The organism is Salinimicrobium gaetbulicola, assembly GCF_042676025.1.
Lineage (GTDB): Bacteria > Bacteroidota > Bacteroidia > Flavobacteriales > Flavobacteriaceae > Salinimicrobium > Salinimicrobium gaetbulicola.
Window position 1 is genome coordinate 345860 of sequence record NZ_JBHTJP010000032.1, and the last position, 20627, is coordinate 366486.

Consider the following 20627-nt stretch of genomic DNA (forward strand, 5'->3'; position numbering starts at 1 on the left):
CTATGAGTTATCTAGGATTAGACGAAAAGAAAACTTCTAACACCGTCAAAGAACTTAATGTTCTTCTAGCAGATTTTCATTTATATTATCAAAAACTTAGGAATTATCACTGGAATGTAATCGGAAAAAATTTCTTCGATCTTCATGAGAAATTTGAAGAATTATATGACGATGCCAAAATAAAAGTTGATGAAATCGCAGAGCGTATACTTACCCTGCGTTATCAGCCTACCAGTAATTTGAGTGAGTACCTTGAACTTTCGAATTTAAAGGAATCAAAATCGGATATTTCAGATTCTCAAATGATCAAGAACTTGCTTGAGGATCACGGCACCCTGCTGAAACAAATGCGTAAAGTCGTTGAAGTAGCTGGGAAAGGCGATGATGAAGGAACTATTGACCTTATAGGAGGCTACATTCGAGAACTAGAAAAGACCAGCTGGATGCTTGATGCCTGGAAAATGAAAACTTCAGATCAGCATAAGCCGGTTTAATTTTAATGGATGGCACAAGACTTTAATATTAATGATTCCCTTCAGGGAGTCTGGGAAAAATTAGGCATGTGGATGGATTCTTTAATCCTAAGCTTGCCTAATTTTCTTTTGGCCGTCCTTGTATTTATTCTTTTTATTGTAGCAGCCAAATACATAGGAAAGATCCTAAGCAGTGTTCTGAAATTTAAAGTCAAACAGGATTCGATAAGGGAGATCACTATTAAGATCGTCAAAGTTCTTGTCATTGCAATTGGTTTCTTTGTTGCTCTTGGTTTACTGAACCTTAATACCGTGCTAACCTCTGTCCTGGCCGGTGCCGGTGTTGTAGGATTAGCAGTAGGTCTGGCTTTGCAAGGGACGCTCAATAATACCTTTTCAGGTATCCTATTAAGTTTCCTTCCGGAATTACAAATTGGAGACTGGATCGAAAATAATGGATATGCCGGGAAAGTGATTGAAATTAGCCTGAGAAGTATAAAAATTAAAGAAGCCGATAATAATATTGTTATCATTCCCAATTCCCAGGTGATCGATGCTCCGTTTAAAAATTTTTCGCGAACTCCACGATCCCGGGTAATGGTTAGTTGTGGTGTAAGCTATAATTCAAATCTTGAACAGGTAAAAGATCTTACGATCGAAACCATCCAAAGTCTTTACCCGCCTTCCACTAATGAGGAAGTCGAGTTCATGTACCAGGAATTCGGTGACAGCTCTATTAATTTTGTTGTAAGATTCTGGACAAATGCAAGAACCAAAAAAGAAATTCTCATTGCACAAAGTGAGGCGATTATTACCATTAAGAAAGTCTTTGATCAAAAGGCGATAAACATTCCTTTCCCTATACGAACAATTGACTTTAGTAATACTCTAGGGATCGAAAAGTCTTCTGAATAATTCTTCCCCAAAAGATTAAATATTTAAAAAGCTCCCATTTCGGGAGCTTTTTAAATGCCATATTCTATTCTTATATTTTAGAAATTAAGTCCGAATCCAAAACTGAATCGCCAACCTTCTCCTCCACTAAAGAAGTTAAATCTACCGCTTATTGCCTGTGCGCTAGTTATCCAGAAACCTCCTCCATAGCTGTCGTGCCAAATACTGCTATTCTCACCATCCTGCCAGATCCTCCCAACATCATATCCTGCAAATACACCAATCTGAATCGGTAAAATTGGAGTCTTGAATTGGTCAAAAGAATAACGAAGATCTGCCCCGGTAGCGAAAGCGCTTTCACCGGTAAATCTTTGAAGTCTAAACCCTCTTAATCCATTATTCGCTCCAAGGGTGGCAGCATCATAAAACTGGAAATCATCACCTATATTTATCTCTGCTTGAATTCGCGGATTAAGCACAAATTTTTGCGCCCTTCCTATGGAGCGATAAAATCCGAGGTAAGGTTTAATATATCCGAATACTTCTTCTGTTTCACGAGCGTTCATTTTCCCTCCTACATTTAGTTCGAATTTCATTCCGTTAGTAGGATTTAACACGTTATCATAACTTTCATACCGGTATGTCCCTTCAAGCCCAAAGTAATAGATCCTTTCAAAAATGTTCTTATCTCTTGAATATTCTTCACTTATGAATCTATCTTCAGTATTTTCAACTTCCACTCCTTCAAAACTGGCCATATATTTAAAGAAACTTCCGAAAGGGCTTTCACGAACAACGCCTATCTCTCCTCCAACTCTACTTAAACGAATCCTGTTATAATCTTTCGACAATTCATCTTCAGGATTTTTAGTTTCATTACCATAACCAAAGAAGTTACGGGTGAACGCCGGACTTGTAAAATGCCCTCCTACAGCCAAATTGTAATCTCCAAATACATTAGCGAATACCCCATCGTAATAGACATCAAAACCTTTGGTAGCGAAATAGTACCCACCACTTAAACTATGTTGCACCGTATAAGGGTTTCTTCGGAAGCCAAATTTGGTAAAAGATGCCCTAAGACCTACTTTCATTCCGTCATCCGGATTGTATCCAATAGCCGGAACGATCCTGGTAGAAGAATATATTTTTCGGTCCTTATCAAATACATTTACTTCGTAATCATCTGTAAAAGTGATTTTTCCTCCTATATTTTTCTCAACGGTATTGGGCTTTGACTGCTGATCATATGCAAACAGATTCTTCCCTTGCTCGATACGATAAATGTCATTATTCTGCCCCCCTATGAGCCGAGTACGAATTGGAGCTTCACTTACGCCTATTACTTCAAAAATATCATCATCATCAAGACCATACACCCAGATCTCTTCAGTAAATTCAGGTTCATACACTCGAGAACTTACAACATCAGCTTTCTCACCGTCTTTTATTCGATACACAGTGACCTTTGTCTTTCCTTCTGAAAGCCTTTCAACCAAAATGTGATCATCCTTATCTGTCCCGGTAACGATCGAATTTTTAGCTAAAACTTCGTAGTATCTTTTTACGATGTCAACGATATTTCCCCTTCGACCTTTCAGTTTTTTCATGATACTTTCCGAAGATTCCCCCTTGGTTTCGGGAGGTAATTTAGAAAATGCCTCTTCAATAACTTCATCCGTAACATGCTGCTGAATAAATTCAGCCTGTTTTATCCATTCTTCTCTCCCTGTATTTTGAAGCAAACTGCGGTCAAGACCCAGCGCGGCAGAATTGAACCAACGCACATCAAGAATGTCTTCATCGTAAAGGGCGAATTGGTTCGCTATCCCGGTCAAACCACGTAGAGTAGCAAGGAAAGCTCCGTCAAAATTGGAAAATACCTGGTCTCTATCCCTCGGAATTGGCCTGAAGGTATGATTGCCTTCCTCATCTTCAAATTCTGACCATCGCCATTGATCCTGATGCCTGTCCCAGTCTCCTATTAACATATCAAAAACACGAGCTCGAATATAAGAGGCTTCGTCCAGGGTGTATTTCTCATCTCTTCGTAAACGCTCAAATACCCCCGAAGTACTTTCGATATCATGATCTGGAGCACCAAATGATTCATAGCCGGTCCAGTTTTCCTCTGGCCGTTCTACGATCATGTATAATTCATCTCCATATTCCCTGTTATACGGTCCTAAAGCTTTTTGCTTCGGAACGTAGTACAATTTAGGATTGGTATGATAGATTCCTGCTGCTTGCGAAAGAGTTGGAATCACCATGAACCCATAAGGATGAGCAGAGGTATAGAAATCTTCGATCACATTCTCTGCAATGGTATTTTTAAAATCAGATTCTACCGAAGCATCCTTGAAGGCTACTGTCTGCAGAAATTGAACGGCACTTTTCTTGATGGCTCTAAGATTGTAATCCCTGCCATTTTTATCCTTAAATCTTAAAGACCGGGTTTGATGCCCACCTCCGGTTCGAACTACTTCCAGTCCTCCAAAAAGGGTATCCAGGTCAACAACTTCAGCTTTTATTTTTGTTCCATAGATCTCTCTGTATCGATCTCCCCAAACACTTTCATAAACATCGGTTTTATCGGTTTCTTCGGGTTTATACACTGATGCTTCAAAATACTTAGGAAAGGTTTTAGGAAGCGTGTCTATATTAAATGGTTTAGGAGCCTCAAAAACCTCTTTTTGATAGAGAAGTTTCGGCTTACTGTCAAAGCTTCCGTAGTAGCTTACCCAGGTCGAACCATCTTCAAAAACGTCAAGTACGGTAAACCCCTGCCCTTCAATGGCGAAAAGCCCATTACTACTAAGGTTCACATAAGAAGCTTTGGAACCAGATCCTGAAACGATCTGTTTGATACCGTCTTCTTCTATATACTGAAGACTATGTTCGTGACCTGAGACAAAAACCACATTACCCCAACGTTTAGTGATGGTTTCCAGTCTTTGAACCAGAGTTTTGTAACGTAGGTTTTGGGTATCTTGAATAGAAACCCCGCCACTGGTCCTGATAAGCATGACAAGAGAGCCTAATATAGGAACCGGGATCTTCTTTTGAGAAGGGTATAAATGCTGATTAAAATTATATGAACCACCATGAACACCATTAGTATATAGTGGATGGTGAATTGCGAAAACTACCGTTTTGGTCTGATTCTTTTTCAGTTCACTTTCCACTTCCAGAAGCAGGGCTTCTCTGGTCTTTATTTCACAGTTATCGTTTACTGTTGGATGATTATCCCAATTTGTAAGATACCACTGGGAATCAAGGATAATAAGCTGGATTTTATCTGAAATCTCAATACTTTTTAGAGGGCATCCGGGCTCAGGAAGCAAGACATCTTCACGTTCGAGAGATTCCTCTAAATATTCCTTTTCACGTTTAAGGCCGGGAATCCCTTCATTGTACCAATCGTGATTCCCCGGAATAAAGATGATTTCCCCATCATATCCTTCAACGGCATCAAGTTGGGCATCTATCCTATATTCACTTCTCTCTCGATCAGGAGCTCCTTCTTTATCCATTCCGTCAGGATAAATATTGTCACCGAGAAAGATGGTGTAATTTCCAACCTGTTTCACAGAATCCAGATATGTTTTAAAGGCTAATAATCCTTCCGAAGTTCCTCCGGGAATTGAATAACCTCCATCTCCTAATAAATAAAAAGATTTCTCAATATTTTTGTCTTGCGGATACCCAAAATCTTCTTTTGGCTCCCCGTCTTTATACTTTGGAGTATTATACGTTGAACAGGCTGAAAACACTATAAAAACTAACAGTGTTAGAAATATGTTATTTTTTTCCATACAATTCTATTGGGGCGATTTTTTTGTAATTTGGCGTTAAACTAACTTCTATACTGAATGACAGCCCTTGTTGAAAAAGCCGAGAAATTTGTACTGAAACTATTTCGCGATGATCTACCAAACACTTTCATTTATCACAATTTCATACACACTCAAAGGGTAGCTAAAAGTACTAAACTATTAACCGAAAAATCTGAAATTAGTGTTAAACAACAGGAAACACTAATGCTCGCAGCCTGGCTTCATGATACCGGTTATACCAAAACTTATGAGGGTCATGAAGAAAAAAGTGCGGAGATCGCAGAAACCTGGCTCTCTGAAAATGGAGCCGATCAGGAACTGATCAAGGAAGTTAGCAGGTGTATCATGGCTACCAAAATGGATCACGAACCAACTGATGTTTTGGAAAAGATTATCAAGGACGCTGACACTTCTCATTTAGCGAAGGATTACTTCAGTGAAACCAGTGAGTTCTTAAGGCAGGAGCTTCGGCTAAATCATATTAAGAATTACGGTGCACAAGAATGGATCGAGCAAAACATAGAGTTATTTACAACAAAACACCAGTATTACACAAAATACGCATTAAAGAACTGGAAAGAGAAAAAGGATGAGAACCTCCTTTCCCTACTTAAGAAAGAAAAAAAGTCAAAGAAAAAATTAGCTAAAGAAGAAGCTAAGGCACGTTTAAAGGTTAAATATAAAGATCAAAGCCCTGACAGAGGAATTCAAACCCTGTTCAGGGTTACTATGAGAAACCACCTAAAGCTTAGTGATATTGCGGATACTAAAGCGAACATCCTGCTTTCGGTGAATGCGATCATTATTTCCCTGGCTATTGCCAACATAATCCCAGACCTTGACTCTCCTGAAAACAAGACTTTAATGATCCCTACCTTAATATTAATGGTATTTAGTGTAGCCTCTATTGTAGGTGCGGTAATGTCCACCAGACCAAATGTGACCAGTGGAGAATTTACCAGGGAGCAGGTTAAAAATGGGGATGTAAATGTGCTGTTTTTCGGAAATTTCCATCGCATGCCTTATGAGCAGTTTGAGTGGGCCATGCACGAAATCCTTGAAGAGCAAACTTTCGTATATGAATCTTTAATGAAAGACCTCTACATGCTGGGAATTGTCCTCAACAGAAAGTATAAGTTACTAAGGATAACCTACACCATTTTTATGATAGGTATTATCCTTTCTGTCTTAAGCTTTATTATTACCTACTACTTACTTTAATTGTTCAACCAGGTCTTCATAGGTAATAACTTCTTCATGAGAATTCTCATCGGCCAGGTGATACAGCACCTCTACTCTAATAGCTTTTAATCCTATTACACCCTGCACATCTTCAAGTTCCAAAAGCTCAACATTTGATCCCAGATAATTTTTAGATTGCAAGTATTTAATATATCTCAGGTATTCCCTTTCATCACTTCGAGCAGAATAAATGATCGCAATCCTACCTTTTTGGGTGACCCTTTCTTCGGTTCCTTTGATAAAAGCCTTGTCAATTCGCTTTTTGATCACCTCATACCGGGCATTGTAGGTGCCGTCAACATCAAACTGTTTCTCATCCATTCTATACCTGATAGAAAGGGTCGTATTATATACCAGGATCATCGAGGCAGCTTCAAGTTTTAAAGGCATATTCTCCTGAATCTGGTAAAAACGATTTTCCATTTCAATCATGGTACTCAATTGCCAAAGTCTCAGGTTATAAAGGTAAACTTCGTCAAAAGGTTTTTCATTCGAATTAGTAAGCGATGCTCCTATATAAATATTATGCTCAACCCCATCGGTTTTGTAGCGCTCAAAATAATGTGGATAGATCTTTTGCGCATCTATTTGTTTCCGGTCAATATAACGGGACATGGTACGGTTAATTTGCTGTACCGCCTCATCATAATTTTGCCGGTGATTATAGATCACACCTGTTTCTGAATTAATCTTTTTACGGTACTCCTTTATTTTCTCCTGAAGGGCGGGAGATTGTTTCTCCACATGATCTAATACCGGATTGATCTCCCGTTGCAGAAGGTTAAACACTTTTTGTTCACTGGAGGCGTTCAGACTTTCTGATAATTCATCCTCGAATTCCTTTATTCTAAATTTGATCTGTTTATAAATATCCAGTTTTTCGAGGTTTTGAGCGTCGTCTACAATTTCCTTGATAAACTGAAGCTGTTCTAACAGATCTCGCTGAATGGCATCGTTACGGGCTTCCGAAGAAGCTACAATATCTATCTGCCCGAATAAAGGATGGACATCCTGAAAGGAAATATCTTTGAATGAAGCTAATCCGTCTTCATCAAGATCCCTGATAAATTTACGGGCCTCTTTTTCAAAGATCCATAGTACACTTGGATGGATAGAGGTACATTCACTCTGGATCACAGCCTTGATCCTGTTCTCATATTCAGATTTATTGCGTTCAACCGCCGTAATAATATAAGGTAGAATATCCTCAAGTTTTGTGGCATTGACACTATTCAGTTCATTCTTTCTGGAAGAAACGATCTCCAAAACTCCCAGTAAAGTATCGTTTTTCGCAATTGGTGCCAGGATCACACTTTTGACATCTTTGGAGATCAGATTATTTGACAGTAAATTGTCCGGGTGAGAACTTGAATATTTATCCAGGTTAGAAATAGTGAAATATTTATGCTCCTTTAATAAGGCCTCAAAAGCTTCAGGTCCCATCGCTGCCTGGCAATCCAAAGCTTCTTCAGAGTCTAGAAGAAAACTGGTAGTGCCTCTCCCTCCCATCTTCTCAAATCTGGACTCCTGTTCATTATATAGAGTAAAGCCTACTTTAAGATCAGGGATCCGATAAATGGATTTAAAGATCTCCTCAAATTTTTGGATCTCTTCCTTCCCGGAAGAATTTCTTTGAAGTAAGGTCGTTTTAAGATCTGAAATGGCATCATCGACGGTAACATCTGTGAGACTTATCACAGTAAACCCTTTGAACAACCAACTATTGGGAGGGAATTTCTCCTTCCAGAGATCTATATCCTCAATGTTTTCCAAAAGGCTGTCAACATCTTCCTCTATGATTTCTTTATACCTCTCAGTAGGTTCAATGTGGACAAAATCAGAATTCAGATCTATACGATAATGTCTTAAAATGTCATTTTCGTCTGGAATATCATAATATAAGGGACGTGAAAAATCAATATCATAACCGTAATAGGTGTTAAGGATCATTATGCATCCGTAGATATAATCCAGGTCCTGATTAAGGTTCCGCATAGAGAGATTAAAGTCCTCTCCCGCATGCTTCAGAATTTCTCTGAACTGGGTAGTTGAGTTGAAGATCAAATTATGAAAAGGAATAGAGATGGCCTTTATCTGATTATCGGAAAGGATCTCCGGAAAAAGGTCTTTCATAAGGATCTTTATTGGATCCTTATATTTGACTATATCATCACTATTATCAATACCCTCGGTAAGAGCCGGGAATTCCGAAACATAATCCAGCATCTTTTCGAGGTATTCTTTGGAGATAGTACTGGTCTCCTTTTCCAGTTGTTTTTGATATAATTGAGTGATCTTATGAAAGCTGATCCTTATATCAAGGGGGAACTCTTTTTGATTCTTCATAGATTAAAATTAAAGATTTTATCAAGTAAGAGGTTACCTTCAAACTACATTAACAATAATTTATGGGTTTAAGGGTTGCCACTAACGGGAGTTCCTTATTTTTGCAAAAAAACATAACAATTATGCGTAAAATTTTAATGCTTTCTGTACTAGCTATGCTTGCTTCTTGTGAAGAAGATAAAGAAGGCTATGTAATAAGCGGAACGGTAGAAAACGCCACCGAAGGTCAAAATATCTATGTATCTGAATTGAACGATACGAATACTCAAACTGTGGTCACTGACACTGTAAAAGTGGTAGATGGAAAGTTTGAACTTGATCTACCCGAAAAAGAAGTGCCTTCAATTAGTTTCCTGACCATGGATGGCGCCAGAGGGAATGTTTTATATATAGCTGATAATACTCCAATCTCTTTCGAGATCTATCCTGACAGTCTTTATGCTTCAAAAGTTACCGGAGGCAAGGACAATGAAGTTCTTTATGGTTATATGACTAAGATCAGGGAGACCAATGAAAAAATGGGAAAAGCCAGAAATGAAATGAGACAGGCTTTTACTTCTAAAGACACTGCCAAGCTGGAGGAGTTAAAAATTACTCAGCAGGAAATTTCTGAGAATGACAAAATCAACAAAAAAGAGCTGGTTGAACAAAACCCTAACTCTATTGTTTCTGTAATGGTATTACAGGATATGGTGAACACAAAAATGTATTCTAGCTCTGAACTTAGAGCGCTTTTTGATGGTTTATCTCCTGAAGTTAAACAATTGTCTTTAGCACAAATGCTGGATCAAAACCTGAAAAACCTTAGCCGAACTGATATTGGAAGCATAGCTCCTGAATTTAGTGCCGAAACTCCTGATGGAGAACAACTGGCTTTAAAAGATGTTTTAGGAAAGGTTACTTTAGTAGATTTCTGGGCGTCCTGGTGCAAACCATGTCGTGTTGAAAATCCTAATATTGTGAACGTTTACAAAAAATACCACGATAAAGGATTCAATATTATTCAGGTTTCACTAGACAGACAGGGTCAAAAAGATAAATGGCTTCAAGCCATCCAGGAGGACAATCTTGGAGAATGGAACCACGTTTCTAATTTAATGTTCTGGCAAGACCCTATTGCTGCTTCTTATGGTGTAAGAGCGATACCTGCCGCATTTCTCCTTGATGAAGAAGGGAAGATCATTGCAAAGAATTTAAGAGGAGAACAATTGGAGACAAAAGTCGCTGAAGTTTTAAATGATGACTCAAAATAATCACCTTTTAGAATAACTCATAAAAAAAAGCGCCTTGAAAAAGGCGCTTTTTTCATGTCTTAATTTAAGTCTCTAATTTATTCCAATACAAAAGCAGCATTTACTCTTATTGTAATCTCCATTTCGCCTGGAGCAATGGTTTCTTCTGATTCTTCCTGAGCTACATCCATCATCGCGGCCTTGTACATAGGTTGTGGATAATTTCCACCTCCCGCTTCGCTTATCGACTGCGCTTTCCCAATATCCTGCCCCAGAGCATTAGCTAATTCCTTTGCCTTTTTCTGAGCGTCTAAAACGGCATTTTTGCGTGCTTGAGATTCTAACTCCTCTTTCTGAGAGGATTGAAACATGATCCCATCGATCCTGTTAAGACCAGATTCTAATAAGCCGCTCATGATCTTCTCATATTTACTGAGATCCTCGAGCTTTATTGAAATGGCTTGATTCGCAGAATAAAAAGTTTCCTTTGAGTTATAATTATAGTCTTTGCTCAGCCTGATATATTCGGTCTGAAAATTTTTGGAAGGAATGTCCTGGGACTTCAGATACTTAATAATTTCATTGACTACTTTGTCATTTTGAGCCTTTACCTCTTTAGGAGATTTTCCGGTATGTTCAATCCTGGCATTAATGAGGACTTCATCCGGCACCACCTTAACAGTACCTTTCCCAGTTACGTTAACAAGTGAAATAGGAGTCTCCTGCGCAGCTCCTGTGATAAAAACAAAAAATAATGCGGTTATTAGTAATTTTTTCATAATAAAACTGGTTTAGTTTTTGATTTTTACAATTACAATGCCAGTTACCCAATTTTTCCTGCTTTTTGAAGAAAAAATAACAATATTATAGGAATTGCCAGGAGGATAACCATTAGAAGATGATCAGAAAAAATCCAGGGAGCCAACACCAAGGTTAAGATATACCCTCCTACTGCTCCTCCAAAATGAGCGTCATGCCCAATGTTCCCAAGTTGCTTTTTCATTCCATAAATAGAATACAACATATATCCTATTCCAAAAACGTAAGCCGGAATTGGTATAGGGATCAGGAAAAGGTATAAACTCATATCTGGATAAAGCAGAATAGCAGCATAGATAATTCCGGAAACCGCGCCGCTGGCGCCAACAGCGTTGTAACTGTAATCGTGTTTGTGAAAATAATAGGAAAGTAGATTTCCTAAAAGCAGACTTGCAAGATAGATCAGCAAAAACCCTAAGCTTCCCATAGAATCGATCACCACATCGGCAAAGAAATAAAGGGTAAGCATGTTCAGGAAGAGATGGCCGGTATCTACATGAAGAAAACCTGAAGAAAAGATCCGGAACTTCTCTCCTCTTTTTACTGCTGAAGAATTGAATTTATAGCGTTCAAAAAATGTTCTGTCATTAAATCCTTTAAATGAAACTAAAATATTGGCGGCAATTATCACAATCGTCACCAGGTTTAAATCTCCCATATATGGTTCTGTTTAGTGCCAAATATAGCATATATTTGCCTAAATTTTTCTGCATGCAGCGTTTAGTTTTCTTGCTGGCCTACCCTATTCTGTGGCTAATTTCGGTTTTACCCTTCCGGGTTTTTTACATGGTTTCAGATGTGGTCTATTTTATAGTTTATCATATTGCCAGGTATCGTCGAGCAACTGTTGATGAGAACCTGGATCTGGTTTTTCCCGAAAAGTCTTCCGCAGAAAAAACCATCATTCGCAAGAAGTTCTACAAGCATATGGTAGATATGTTCCTGGAAATGATAAAAAGTATTTCCATTTCAAATTCCGAATTGAAAAAACGCTTTGAATTCACCAACCTGGAGGAGATCGAAAAAATTCAGGAAATGAACAAAAGTATCATTGTTGCCTGCGGACATTACGCCAGCTATGAATGGATGAACTCCCTGCAACTTTACGATTTTGATTATAAGGCCTTCGGAATTTATAAAAAGATAAAAAATCCGCATTTTGATAAATTGGTGAAAGATATCCGCGGAAGGTATGACGGTACTTTGATCTCTACTTCCAAAGCGACTAAAACCATTACTGAAAATCAGGAAAACGGAATTTTGGGTGTGTATGCGATGATCGCTGATCAATCACCAAAACTGAGCCGCACCAGGGCCTGGGCCAATTTTATGGGAATGACAGTGCCGGTGTTTACGGGTACCGAAAAACTTTCAAGAAGCCTTGATATGGCGGTGGTCTACCTGCACGTGGAAAAGGTGAAAAGAGGGTATTATTCTGCCACTTTTAAGACTCTTACTACCGAAGCGGCAAAAGAACCTGAATTTGATATTACCCGCAAGTATTTTGAGGAGTTGGAAGCCCAGATCAATAAGGCACCTGAATATTATTTATGGACGCACAAAAGATGGAAGCACAGAAATGCTCCCATCCCTTCTGACGTCGTGATCATTAAACAAGATTAACGATCTCCTGGATTTCGGAAATCATTTTTTCAGCCACCATATCGGCTTCAGACTGAGTTCCTGCTTCTGTATAAATTCTAATAATTGGTTCTGTATTTGACTTTCTTAAGTGAACCCAGTGATTTTCAAAATCAATTTTCACCCCGTCTACAGTAGAGATTTCTTCCCCTGAATACTTCTTCTCGATCTCTTCCAGGATCTTGTCCACATCCAATTCAGGAGTAAGTTCGATCTTATTTTTACTCATGAAATAGGACGGGTATGACTTTCTAAGCTCAGAAACCTTCATTTTATTTTCAGCCAAAAAAGTAAGGAAAAGGGCAATTCCTACCAGACTATCCCTTCCATAATGTAATTCAGGATAAATTATTCCTCCATTTCCTTCACCTCCAATAACGGCATTAGTATCTTTCATCAATTGCACGACATTCACTTCTCCCACAGCACTTGCTCTATAAGTACCGCCATGTTTTTGAGTGATATCTCTTAAAGCCCTTGAAGAAGACAGGTTACTCACCGTATTCCCGGGAGTTTTGTTGAGCACATAATCTGCACAAGCCACCAAAGTATATTCTTCTCCGAACATTTCCCCGTCCTCGCTTATAAAAGCTAAACGGTCCACATCGGGATCAACAACGACCCCAAGATCTGCTCCTTTCTCTTTTACCAGGTTACAGATCTCTGTTAGATGTTCTTTTAATGGCTCAGGGTTATGTGGAAAATGTCCTGTTGGATCACAGTACAGTTCAATGACATTCACGCCTAATTTTTTCAATAATTGCGGAACAGCAATTCCTCCTGTGGAATTCACACCGTCTACCGCTACTGTAAAGTTAGCAGCTTTGATCTTCTCAGCATCTACTAAAGGAAGCTTTAAAACTTCTTCAATATGTATATCGATATAATCCGATTTTGAAGTCACTTTTCCGAGTGAATCTACATCTGCAAAATCAAAATTAGATTTTTCGGCAATTTCCAGGATCTCAGCACCATCTTCACCACTTAAGAATTCTCCTTTTTCATTCAATAATTTGAGCGCATTCCATTGTTTCGGATTGTGACTGGCAGTTAAAATGATTCCACCTTCAGCCTTCTCCATAGGAACAGCCACTTCTACTGTAGGAGTGGTTGAAAGATCGAGATCCACCACATTGATACCTAATCCTACCAAAGTATTCATCACCAGTTGCTGGATCATCTCTCCCGAAATTCGCGCATCTCTTCCTACTACCACTGTTGGGGTTTTTGAAGGGTGATTATTTTTAAGCCAGGTACCGTAAGCTGCAGCGAATTTTACAGCGTCTATAGGAGTAAGATTGTCTGAGGGTTTCCCTCCGATTGTTCCGCGTATTCCGGAAATCGATTTTATTAAGGTCATGAAAAATGTTTTTAGTTAAGTTATTTTCAGGATATGCCTCCTAAAATTTCTTCGGAAAAGTCTCGTGATTTTTCGAAAGAGTGACAAATATACAAGCCTTCTGAAGCAGTTACAAAACTTAACAAAAATTAAACACGCAAATCATTACCTTAGTCTGCATGAATTTTCTTGCCCATATATTTCTTTCCGGTTCCAATAAGGAGATCGTTATTGGTAATTTTATCGCTGATCCGGTTAAAGGGAAGAAATATCTCAATTTTCCTCCCGGTATTCAAAAAGGTATTTTATTGCACCGCGCAATAGATTCTTATACCGACACCCATCCTGTGGTAAGGAAAAGTTCTGCAAGGCTTTACAAAAATTACAGCCACTATAGCCCGGTGATAGTGGACATTTTTTATGACCATTTTCTGGCAGCAAACTGGGCTGATTATTCAGATACTTCTTTGGAAATTTTTATAGCTGATTTCTATGTTTTGCTTAAGAACAACTATGCAGTATTACCTCAGCCTATCCAAAAATTACTTCCATATATGATCGAACAAAACTGGCTTCTTAGTTACGCCAGTCTCGCAGGTATCAAGCAAATTTTATATCAAATGAATATGCGTACTAAAGGACTATCAAAAATGGATCTCGCAATCAATGATCTTAAAGAAAACTATTCTTTGTTTGAGGAAGAGTTCAATATCTTTTTCCCGGATCTTCAGGATTACGCAACTCAGAAACTAAACACCCTTTAAACTTTTATGAAAAATTTCTTTGTAATAGCGTTTATAGCGCTATTTATTTCCTGTAAAACTCATACCCCAAAAGAAGTTAAACCCCTTGGTATTGTTGCTGAGAATGCCATGGTAGTTTCAGCGCGGAAAGAGGCCTCAAAAATTGGATTGGAAATTCTTAAAAACGGGGGTAATGCCTTTGATGCTATGATCGCTACGGAAATGGCCCTGGCTGTAGTTTATCCTTTTGCCGGCAACCTGGGAGGCGGGGGTTTTATGGTTTATCGTAAAGCCGATGGAGAGACCGGAGCCCTTGACTATAGAGAGAAAGCTCCTTTGAAGGCTCACCGTGATATGTATCTGGATGAAAATGGGGAGTTGGATTCTCAAAAAAGCCGATTTGGAGGCCTGGCAGTCGGTGTACCGGGAACGGTAGCAGGGATCTTCGCAGTTCATAAAAAATTCGGAAGTCTTCCCATAGACATACTGTTACAGCCCGTGATCGATCTTGCCAAAGGAGGTTTTGAAATTACTGAAAAACAGGAAATTACCTTAGCCAATTACAAACAACAGTTTCTGGAAGTAAATCAGGACACCATCTTATTTGCACAAAACTTTAAAGCCGGGGATACTATCAAAAATATAGCCTTGGCTAAAACTCTTGAAGAATTGATCAAAGGCGGTAAAAATGCTTTTTATAAAGGTGAGATCGCTGAAATACTCGTGGAGTTAATCAAAAATAATAATGGGATCATTACTCTGGAAGATCTCGCCAATTATGAAGCAAGATGGCGGGAACCGATAAAAGTTGATTTTAAAGATTATAAGATCATTTCGATGTCTCCCCCTTCAAGTGGAGGAATTGTGCTTGGGCAAATACTGAAAATGATCGAACCTTATGATCTAAGTAATTTCGGACACAACACTTTGAAAACTATTCAGGTAATTACCGAAGCTGAACGAAGAGCATATGCAGACAGAAGTTTTTACCTAGGCGATCCGGATTTTGTGGAAGTCCCCACAGAAATCCTCACAAGTGTGGAATATTTACACGGTCGCATGAAGGATTTTTCTTTTGATAAAGCAACGACTTCTTCCGAAGTTTCACCAGGGAAGATCACTGGGTATGAAAGTATGGAAACCACACATTATTCAATAGTGGATCAATTTGGCAATGCGGTTTCGGTAACTACTACCCTGAATGGAGCTTATGGATCTAAACTTTACTCGGAAGAATTGGGCTTCTTCTTAAACAATGAGATGGACGATTTTAGCGCCAAGCCCGGTGTTCCTAACATGTTTGGGCTGATTGGAGCACAAGCTAATGCGATTGAACCGGGAAAAAGAATGTTAAGCAGTATGACCCCTACCATCATCGAAAAAGAAGGAGATCTTTTTATGGTCCTGGGATCGCCCGGGGGGGCGACCATTATTACTTCTGTACTTCAGGTCTTCTTAAACGTATCTGAATTTGACCAAGGAATGCAAGAAGCGGTGAATGCACCAAGGTTTCACCATCAATGGCTACCTGATGAAGTGGTTTTTGAACCTGAATCATTTGATGAGTTACTTTTATCTAAACTTAGGTCTAAAGGATATACAGTAAACGAGCGCAATTCAAGAATCCTGGGGAAGGTTGATGCTATTTTGAAACTGGAAGACGGCAGATTGGAAGGCGGCGCAGATCATAGAGGCGACGATACTGCCGTTGGTTTTTAAACATAGAAAACCCGGCGCAGAGCCGGGTTTTTTTATAATTGGAGATTGAGATCCTAAACCCAATACCATCTATCATTAATCAATTCTACTCGCTTATATCCATATTTAGTACTGAAATACCAGGTATCCAGATAACGAAGAACGGTTAACCCACTTATGTAATAGGTTTCTCCATTAACATATATTTCAGTTTGAGTTTCACCTCCACCAGAGCTATATGGGTACATATTGTTTATACCCGTTACATCTCCTGTAGATAACCCGCTTCTTTGGATATTGAAGGTACTTCCGTCTTTCTTAACAATAGTTGGCTGACCATTGCTTGAAAAAGAATAAGAACCGTACATCATGATTGATCCGAAATCAAGAGCATTGGTAAATTCAGCCCCATCGAATCCTTGTTGAGCATAAGTGTAGAAATTATGCTCTCTTCCACTTTGAATGTTGTTGTAGTTAATAGTGATATAATTGTCACGATCAACACGGGCTTGCTCATGCCATAAACCTATAGCGTGGCCAATTTCATGTATAGTGTTACCCGTAGAACAACTGCTTGAAAGGGTAATATTCTGCTTTCCTCCTATCATTCCGATATATGAGGAACAACCTGATCCGCTCACGAAGTACACATAATTTGACTGCGAAGTCCTTTCAACAAATTGAATATTGGTTTTGGCTTCCCAATGCTTAATAGCATCATAGACCCTGGTTTTATTATCTAAATTACTGTCTATTGCATAATATACGGTATTGTCTGGCCATCTTGCTGAAGTGCGGCCTACACTTTTATTCTCGGGCGCTTCCCCTCTTTCATATACTACCTGAACTTCTTGCTCGGAAACCATGTCTTTTGGTAAAAGAATATCTCCCTGATATACATACTCACCATTAAATTCTTCTACAGGAATTTTATGTCCCCCAAAAAACATTTCACGTACATTTCCGGGAACATCAGCATTGGCAACCTCTGCCATAGACTCTGTTTCAACTATTTCTACACCAGTCTCGGTTCCGTCAATCTCATTTAATTCATTAGGATCATCTTTACTACAAGACACCAATAAAGCTAATGCCGGAAGTAAATAAGCTAATTTCATCTTTTTCATAAGTAGGTTTTTTGTTTTTAAAAGAGATCTATTTTGGGTAAATAGATCTGTACTATTTTGATTATTTGTGGTTTCGAGTGTCATCTGATTTACGTTAAAGAAAGGTTTCCGAAATCAAAAGGAAATCTTAAATTTTCATTGCTGCAAGTATTCTTGTAATAACTGTGCCAAAATCCTAATTATAAGATTTTTAACAAATTTAGGTTGTTAAGACTGGAGCTCGAAAAATTTAAAATTTAAAAACTCCTCAGATTTATACTCTAAAGAGGTATTAAAGCATAATATTTTCATCGAAATATTGTGTCTCTTAACGATGTCAAAAATAAGAATTAATATTATTTTAAGACATTTTAATTCAACTTTAACATTTTGAAAATCAAAGTTTTGAAAGAAAAATCTTAATAAAATTAGCTTTTTACGGGTATAATTAAGAAAGTCCCCACAGAGGAGGACAAATAAAAAAGGCTGTTCAGTAAAGAACAGCCTTTTCAAGAACTAAGTTACATTTTTAAATCAATTCGATACGTCACAATAATTAACGGTCACTTCTACATCGAAAGCACTATTTCCGAAATCTCCTTCAATTGTTCCTGCAACACCTTCATTAGGCTCTGTTGTTGTAAAACACTGCACTAATGCTTCTGACTCAATATAAACTTGTAGATCTGTCAACTCATATGGAGCAATAGGGGTGACACCTACAGTTAGGTTTCCTGTAGATTCCTCTACCTGAATGGTAATATCTCCATAAAATTCTTGAGATATTACAAATCCATCCTGGACAGTTAGAGTCGTAGACTGGGATGTATCACAACCTGACACAGGCGTCGGAATACAATCTGCTACTTGAACTGGACAACCATCATTAGAGGCTGGTCCTGCTTCATTAGGACATGCATCTTCTGTATCAATTACTCCGTCACCATCAGCATCAGGTTCTTCCACAGGGCAACCATCATTATCGGCTGGTCCTGCTTCATTAGGACATGCATCTTCTGTATCAATTACTCCGTCACCATCAGCATCAGGTTCTTCCACAGGGCAACCATCATTATCGGCTGGTCCTGCTTCATTAGGACACTCATCTTCTGTATCAATTACTCCGTCACCATCAGCATCAGGTTCTTCCACGGGGCAACCATCATTATCAGCTGGTCCTGCTTCATTAGGACACTCATCTTCAGAATCCTCTAAACCATCACCATCCGAATCAACAGGCTGCTCCCCATCATCACATCCGAATCTTTGGTGATCATAATAAACGTTTTCTTCGCCATCAAAATTAGCTACGACATCATTCCTGCTCAGGCTTCCTTCGATCACCAATTGATCCACGTCACCATAAGCTCCGTCCCAATCCTGAAGAGTAAGTACATAGTCTATATAGGCTTCGTCATCTGCATATTCATCTAAGTCTGGAAGAGCGAAACAAATTGGTTCAGCATAGAAATCACCATTTTCATATTGTCCAACATAGTTAATATTTTCTGCTGCGGGATATAAAACCTGTCCGTCTATAGATATCTCCACAGAAAATCTTGCTGGCCAGTGACGACCTTCAGGTGTACAGTAGTTTGCAAAGAAGCAATATTCAAATGCCTGATTAGCGTCTAGCTCAAAGAACATATATCCATATTCATTGACATCTCTATCATCATAACATAATACAGAAACATCAACATATTTTTTTACTCCTGCTCCCAGGTTAATATTTAGTGGAAGCGGGTTATCTACAAACTCAGCTAATACACCACCTTTTGGAGCTATCCATATTAGATCTCCCTCAGCATTATATACAGAAAAATGCTCTAATGAATAGTTTCCCGGTTCCAGTTCCAATTCAGGAACTTCTTTAGTAAATAACTGATCTGCAACAAGGTCTACCCTAAAAGGATCTGAAAGTGAACCTACTACATCATTTTCTCCCTGCATGAGAACAATTTCCACATATGCGGGAGCATCTTCCACACATTCAGGAATATCTGCTACCTCAGACTGTTTATTGGTGCTCTTATTAGCAAGATCTTGTACAATTGCCCCAAAAGACAATGTCGCTTTATCAGAATCTGGTGAAGCACCAGAATCCTCATCTTTACTACAAGAGGTTAAAAGCAGTGCGAAAACTGCCAAAAAACTCAAGTAAAATTTGATTTTTTTCATAGTTAATAAAAAGTTTTAATTAATAATTAGAATGGTTAATTCTTATAAATGAGGAAATCAACCGGCAGATAATCCACCGGTTGATATATAACCTCCTCTTATTTCTTATTATTGATCACATCCAAATCTTAGGTGTTCGTAATCAACATTATCGGTTCCATCAAAGTTGGCCATGATTTCAGCTCTGCTCAAGCTTCCTGAAATTTCCATCTGGTCAACATCTCCATAACCTCCTTCTTCAGTCCAGTCTAAAAGAGTTACAGTATAATCTATATACTCTTCATCATCTGCATATTCAGAAAGATCTGGCAATGCAAAACATAGTGGATCAGCATAAAGGTCTCCGTCATTATTTACTCCTGTAGTATTTACTACTCCAGAATATAATGTAGTTCCATCTATAGAGATATCTACAGAATATCTTGCCGGGAAGTGGCGTCCTTCAGGAGTACAGTAATTTGCAAAGAAGCAATATTCAAATGCCTTATTAATATCCAGCTCAAAGAACATATAACCATATTGGTTTACATTACGATCATCGAAACACAGAACAGAAACATCAACATATTTCTTCACACCTGCACCAAGGTTTATATCCAAAGGAAGTGGGCTATCCACAAATTCAGCCAGAACTCCGCCTTTTGGAGCTAACCAAATAAGGTCTCCTTCGGCGTTATAAACTGAAAAGTGTTCTAAGGAATAAGTCCCTGGCTCTAATTCAAGTTCAGGAACTTCTTTTGTAAATAATTGTCCTGCAACAAGATCTACCTGGAAAGGCTCAACTTCGGTTCCAACCACTTCAGTATCTCCTTGCATAAGCACGATTTCCACGTAAGCTGGCGTGTCATCTGTACAAGCCGGTAAATCACTTACATCAGACTGCTTATTGGTTGATTTGTTGGCAAGATCCTGGACGATTGCGCCAAAGGACAATGCAGCTTTACTAGATTCGGGGTTTTCTGAAACTTCTCCATCTTTACTACAAGAAGTAAACAGAAAGGCTAAAATAGCCACAAAGCTTAAATAGGTCTTAAAAGTTTTCATTAGATAATTGGTTTTTGATTAATAAATATTTAG

15 protein-coding genes are annotated in these 20627 nt (G+C 38.6%); 7 read left to right on the plus strand and 8 right to left on the minus strand.

The genetic code is table 11. The features are described 5' to 3' along the window. Window positions 1–2 precede the first annotated feature (2 nt). Window positions 3–494, plus strand: coding sequence for a Dps family protein (locus tag ACFQ1G_RS03075; protein ID WP_380736803.1), 492 nt, complete (start codon window positions 3–5; stop codon window positions 492–494). A gap of 9 nt (window positions 495–503) precedes the next feature. After that, a complete protein-coding gene (locus tag ACFQ1G_RS03080; protein WP_380736804.1) occupies window positions 504–1388 on the plus strand; it encodes a mechanosensitive ion channel family protein in 885 nt (294 codons plus the stop codon). Between the two features lie 77 nt (window positions 1389–1465). Here the strand turns inward: ACFQ1G_RS03080 and ACFQ1G_RS03085 are convergent, their stop codons facing one another. Beyond that, complete coding sequence (locus ACFQ1G_RS03085) at window positions 1466–5182, minus strand: metallophosphoesterase (RefSeq protein WP_380736805.1); 3717 nt, start codon at window positions 5180–5182, stop codon at window positions 1466–1468. A 57-nt stretch (window positions 5183–5239) separates the two neighbouring features. Between ACFQ1G_RS03085 and ACFQ1G_RS03090 the strand changes: the two genes are divergently transcribed. After that, on the plus strand, window positions 5240–6424 hold the full coding sequence (locus ACFQ1G_RS03090) for a Pycsar system effector family protein (protein WP_380736806.1): 1185 nt from the start codon (window positions 5240–5242) through the stop codon (window positions 6422–6424). On the opposite strand, the gene ACFQ1G_RS03095 is transcribed toward ACFQ1G_RS03090, so the two are convergent. Beyond that, window positions 6416–8791, minus strand: coding sequence for a GAF domain-containing protein (locus tag ACFQ1G_RS03095; RefSeq protein ID WP_380736807.1), 2376 nt, complete (start codon window positions 8789–8791; stop codon window positions 6416–6418). The two genes, ACFQ1G_RS03090 and ACFQ1G_RS03095, sit on opposite strands and share 9 nt — an antisense overlap. Before the next feature lie 122 nt (window positions 8792–8913). Here ACFQ1G_RS03095 and ACFQ1G_RS03100 point away from each other — a divergent pair, with 122 nt between their 5' ends. After that, window positions 8914–10044 carry a redoxin domain-containing protein gene (locus ACFQ1G_RS03100; protein ID WP_380736808.1) on the plus strand — a complete coding sequence of 377 codons (1131 nt, stop codon included), beginning with the start codon at window positions 8914–8916 and terminating at the stop codon, window positions 10042–10044. 77 nt (window positions 10045–10121) lie between these two features. Here ACFQ1G_RS03100 and ACFQ1G_RS03105 read toward each other — a convergent pair whose 3' ends face one another. Both ACFQ1G_RS03105 and ACFQ1G_RS03110 read right to left on the minus strand, forming a co-directional pair. After that, the gene (locus ACFQ1G_RS03105; RefSeq protein ID WP_380736809.1) at window positions 10122–10802 is read right to left on the minus strand and encodes an SIMPL domain-containing protein; all 681 of its coding nucleotides are present in this window, start codon (window positions 10800–10802) and stop codon (window positions 10122–10124) included. A 44-nt stretch (window positions 10803–10846) separates the two neighbouring features. Next, window positions 10847–11500 carry a rhomboid family intramembrane serine protease gene (locus ACFQ1G_RS03110; RefSeq protein WP_380736810.1) on the minus strand — a complete coding sequence of 218 codons (654 nt, stop codon included), beginning with the start codon at window positions 11498–11500 and terminating at the stop codon, window positions 10847–10849. 53 nt (window positions 11501–11553) lie between these two features. On the opposite strand from ACFQ1G_RS03110, the gene ACFQ1G_RS03115 reads away from it, so the two are divergent. Further along, the gene (locus ACFQ1G_RS03115) at window positions 11554–12465 is read left to right on the plus strand and encodes a lysophospholipid acyltransferase family protein (protein ID WP_380736811.1); all 912 of its coding nucleotides are present in this window, start codon (window positions 11554–11556) and stop codon (window positions 12463–12465) included. Here the strand turns inward: ACFQ1G_RS03115 and glmM are convergent. Next, entirely contained in the window at window positions 12452–13843 is a 1392-nt protein-coding gene (gene glmM / locus ACFQ1G_RS03120; RefSeq protein WP_380736812.1) for a phosphoglucosamine mutase, read from the minus strand. The two genes, ACFQ1G_RS03115 and glmM, sit on opposite strands and share 14 nt — an antisense overlap. 158 nt (window positions 13844–14001) lie before the next feature. Between glmM and ACFQ1G_RS03125 the strand changes: the two genes are divergently transcribed. Together ACFQ1G_RS03125 and ggt are read left to right on the plus strand one after the other, a co-directional pair. After that, window positions 14002–14586 carry an acyl carrier protein phosphodiesterase gene (locus ACFQ1G_RS03125; protein ID WP_380736813.1) on the plus strand — a complete coding sequence of 195 codons (585 nt, stop codon included), beginning with the start codon at window positions 14002–14004 and terminating at the stop codon, window positions 14584–14586. A gap of 6 nt (window positions 14587–14592) precedes the next feature. Further along, window positions 14593–16284 carry a gamma-glutamyltransferase gene (ggt, locus tag ACFQ1G_RS03130; protein ID WP_380736814.1) on the plus strand — a complete coding sequence of 564 codons (1692 nt, stop codon included), beginning with the start codon at window positions 14593–14595 and terminating at the stop codon, window positions 16282–16284. Between the two features lie 53 nt (window positions 16285–16337). Here ggt and ACFQ1G_RS03135 read toward each other — a convergent pair whose 3' ends face one another. The 3 genes from ACFQ1G_RS03135 to ACFQ1G_RS03145 all read right to left on the minus strand — a co-directional run bounded on the left by ACFQ1G_RS03135 (window position 16338) and on the right by ACFQ1G_RS03145 (window position 20594). Beyond that, window positions 16338–17390 (minus strand): M12 family metallopeptidase, encoded by a 1053-nt coding sequence (locus tag ACFQ1G_RS03135; RefSeq protein WP_380736815.1) that lies wholly within the window; start codon window positions 17388–17390, stop codon window positions 16338–16340. A gap of 513 nt (window positions 17391–17903) precedes the next feature. Next, window positions 17904–19550, minus strand: coding sequence for a thrombospondin type 3 repeat-containing protein (locus ACFQ1G_RS03140; RefSeq protein ID WP_380736816.1), 1647 nt, complete (start codon window positions 19548–19550; stop codon window positions 17904–17906). Window positions 19551–19658: 108 nt separating this feature from the next. Continuing rightward, a complete protein-coding gene (locus ACFQ1G_RS03145) occupies window positions 19659–20594 on the minus strand; it encodes a hypothetical protein (RefSeq protein WP_380736817.1) in 936 nt (311 codons plus the stop codon). Window positions 20595–20627 lie beyond the last annotated feature (33 nt).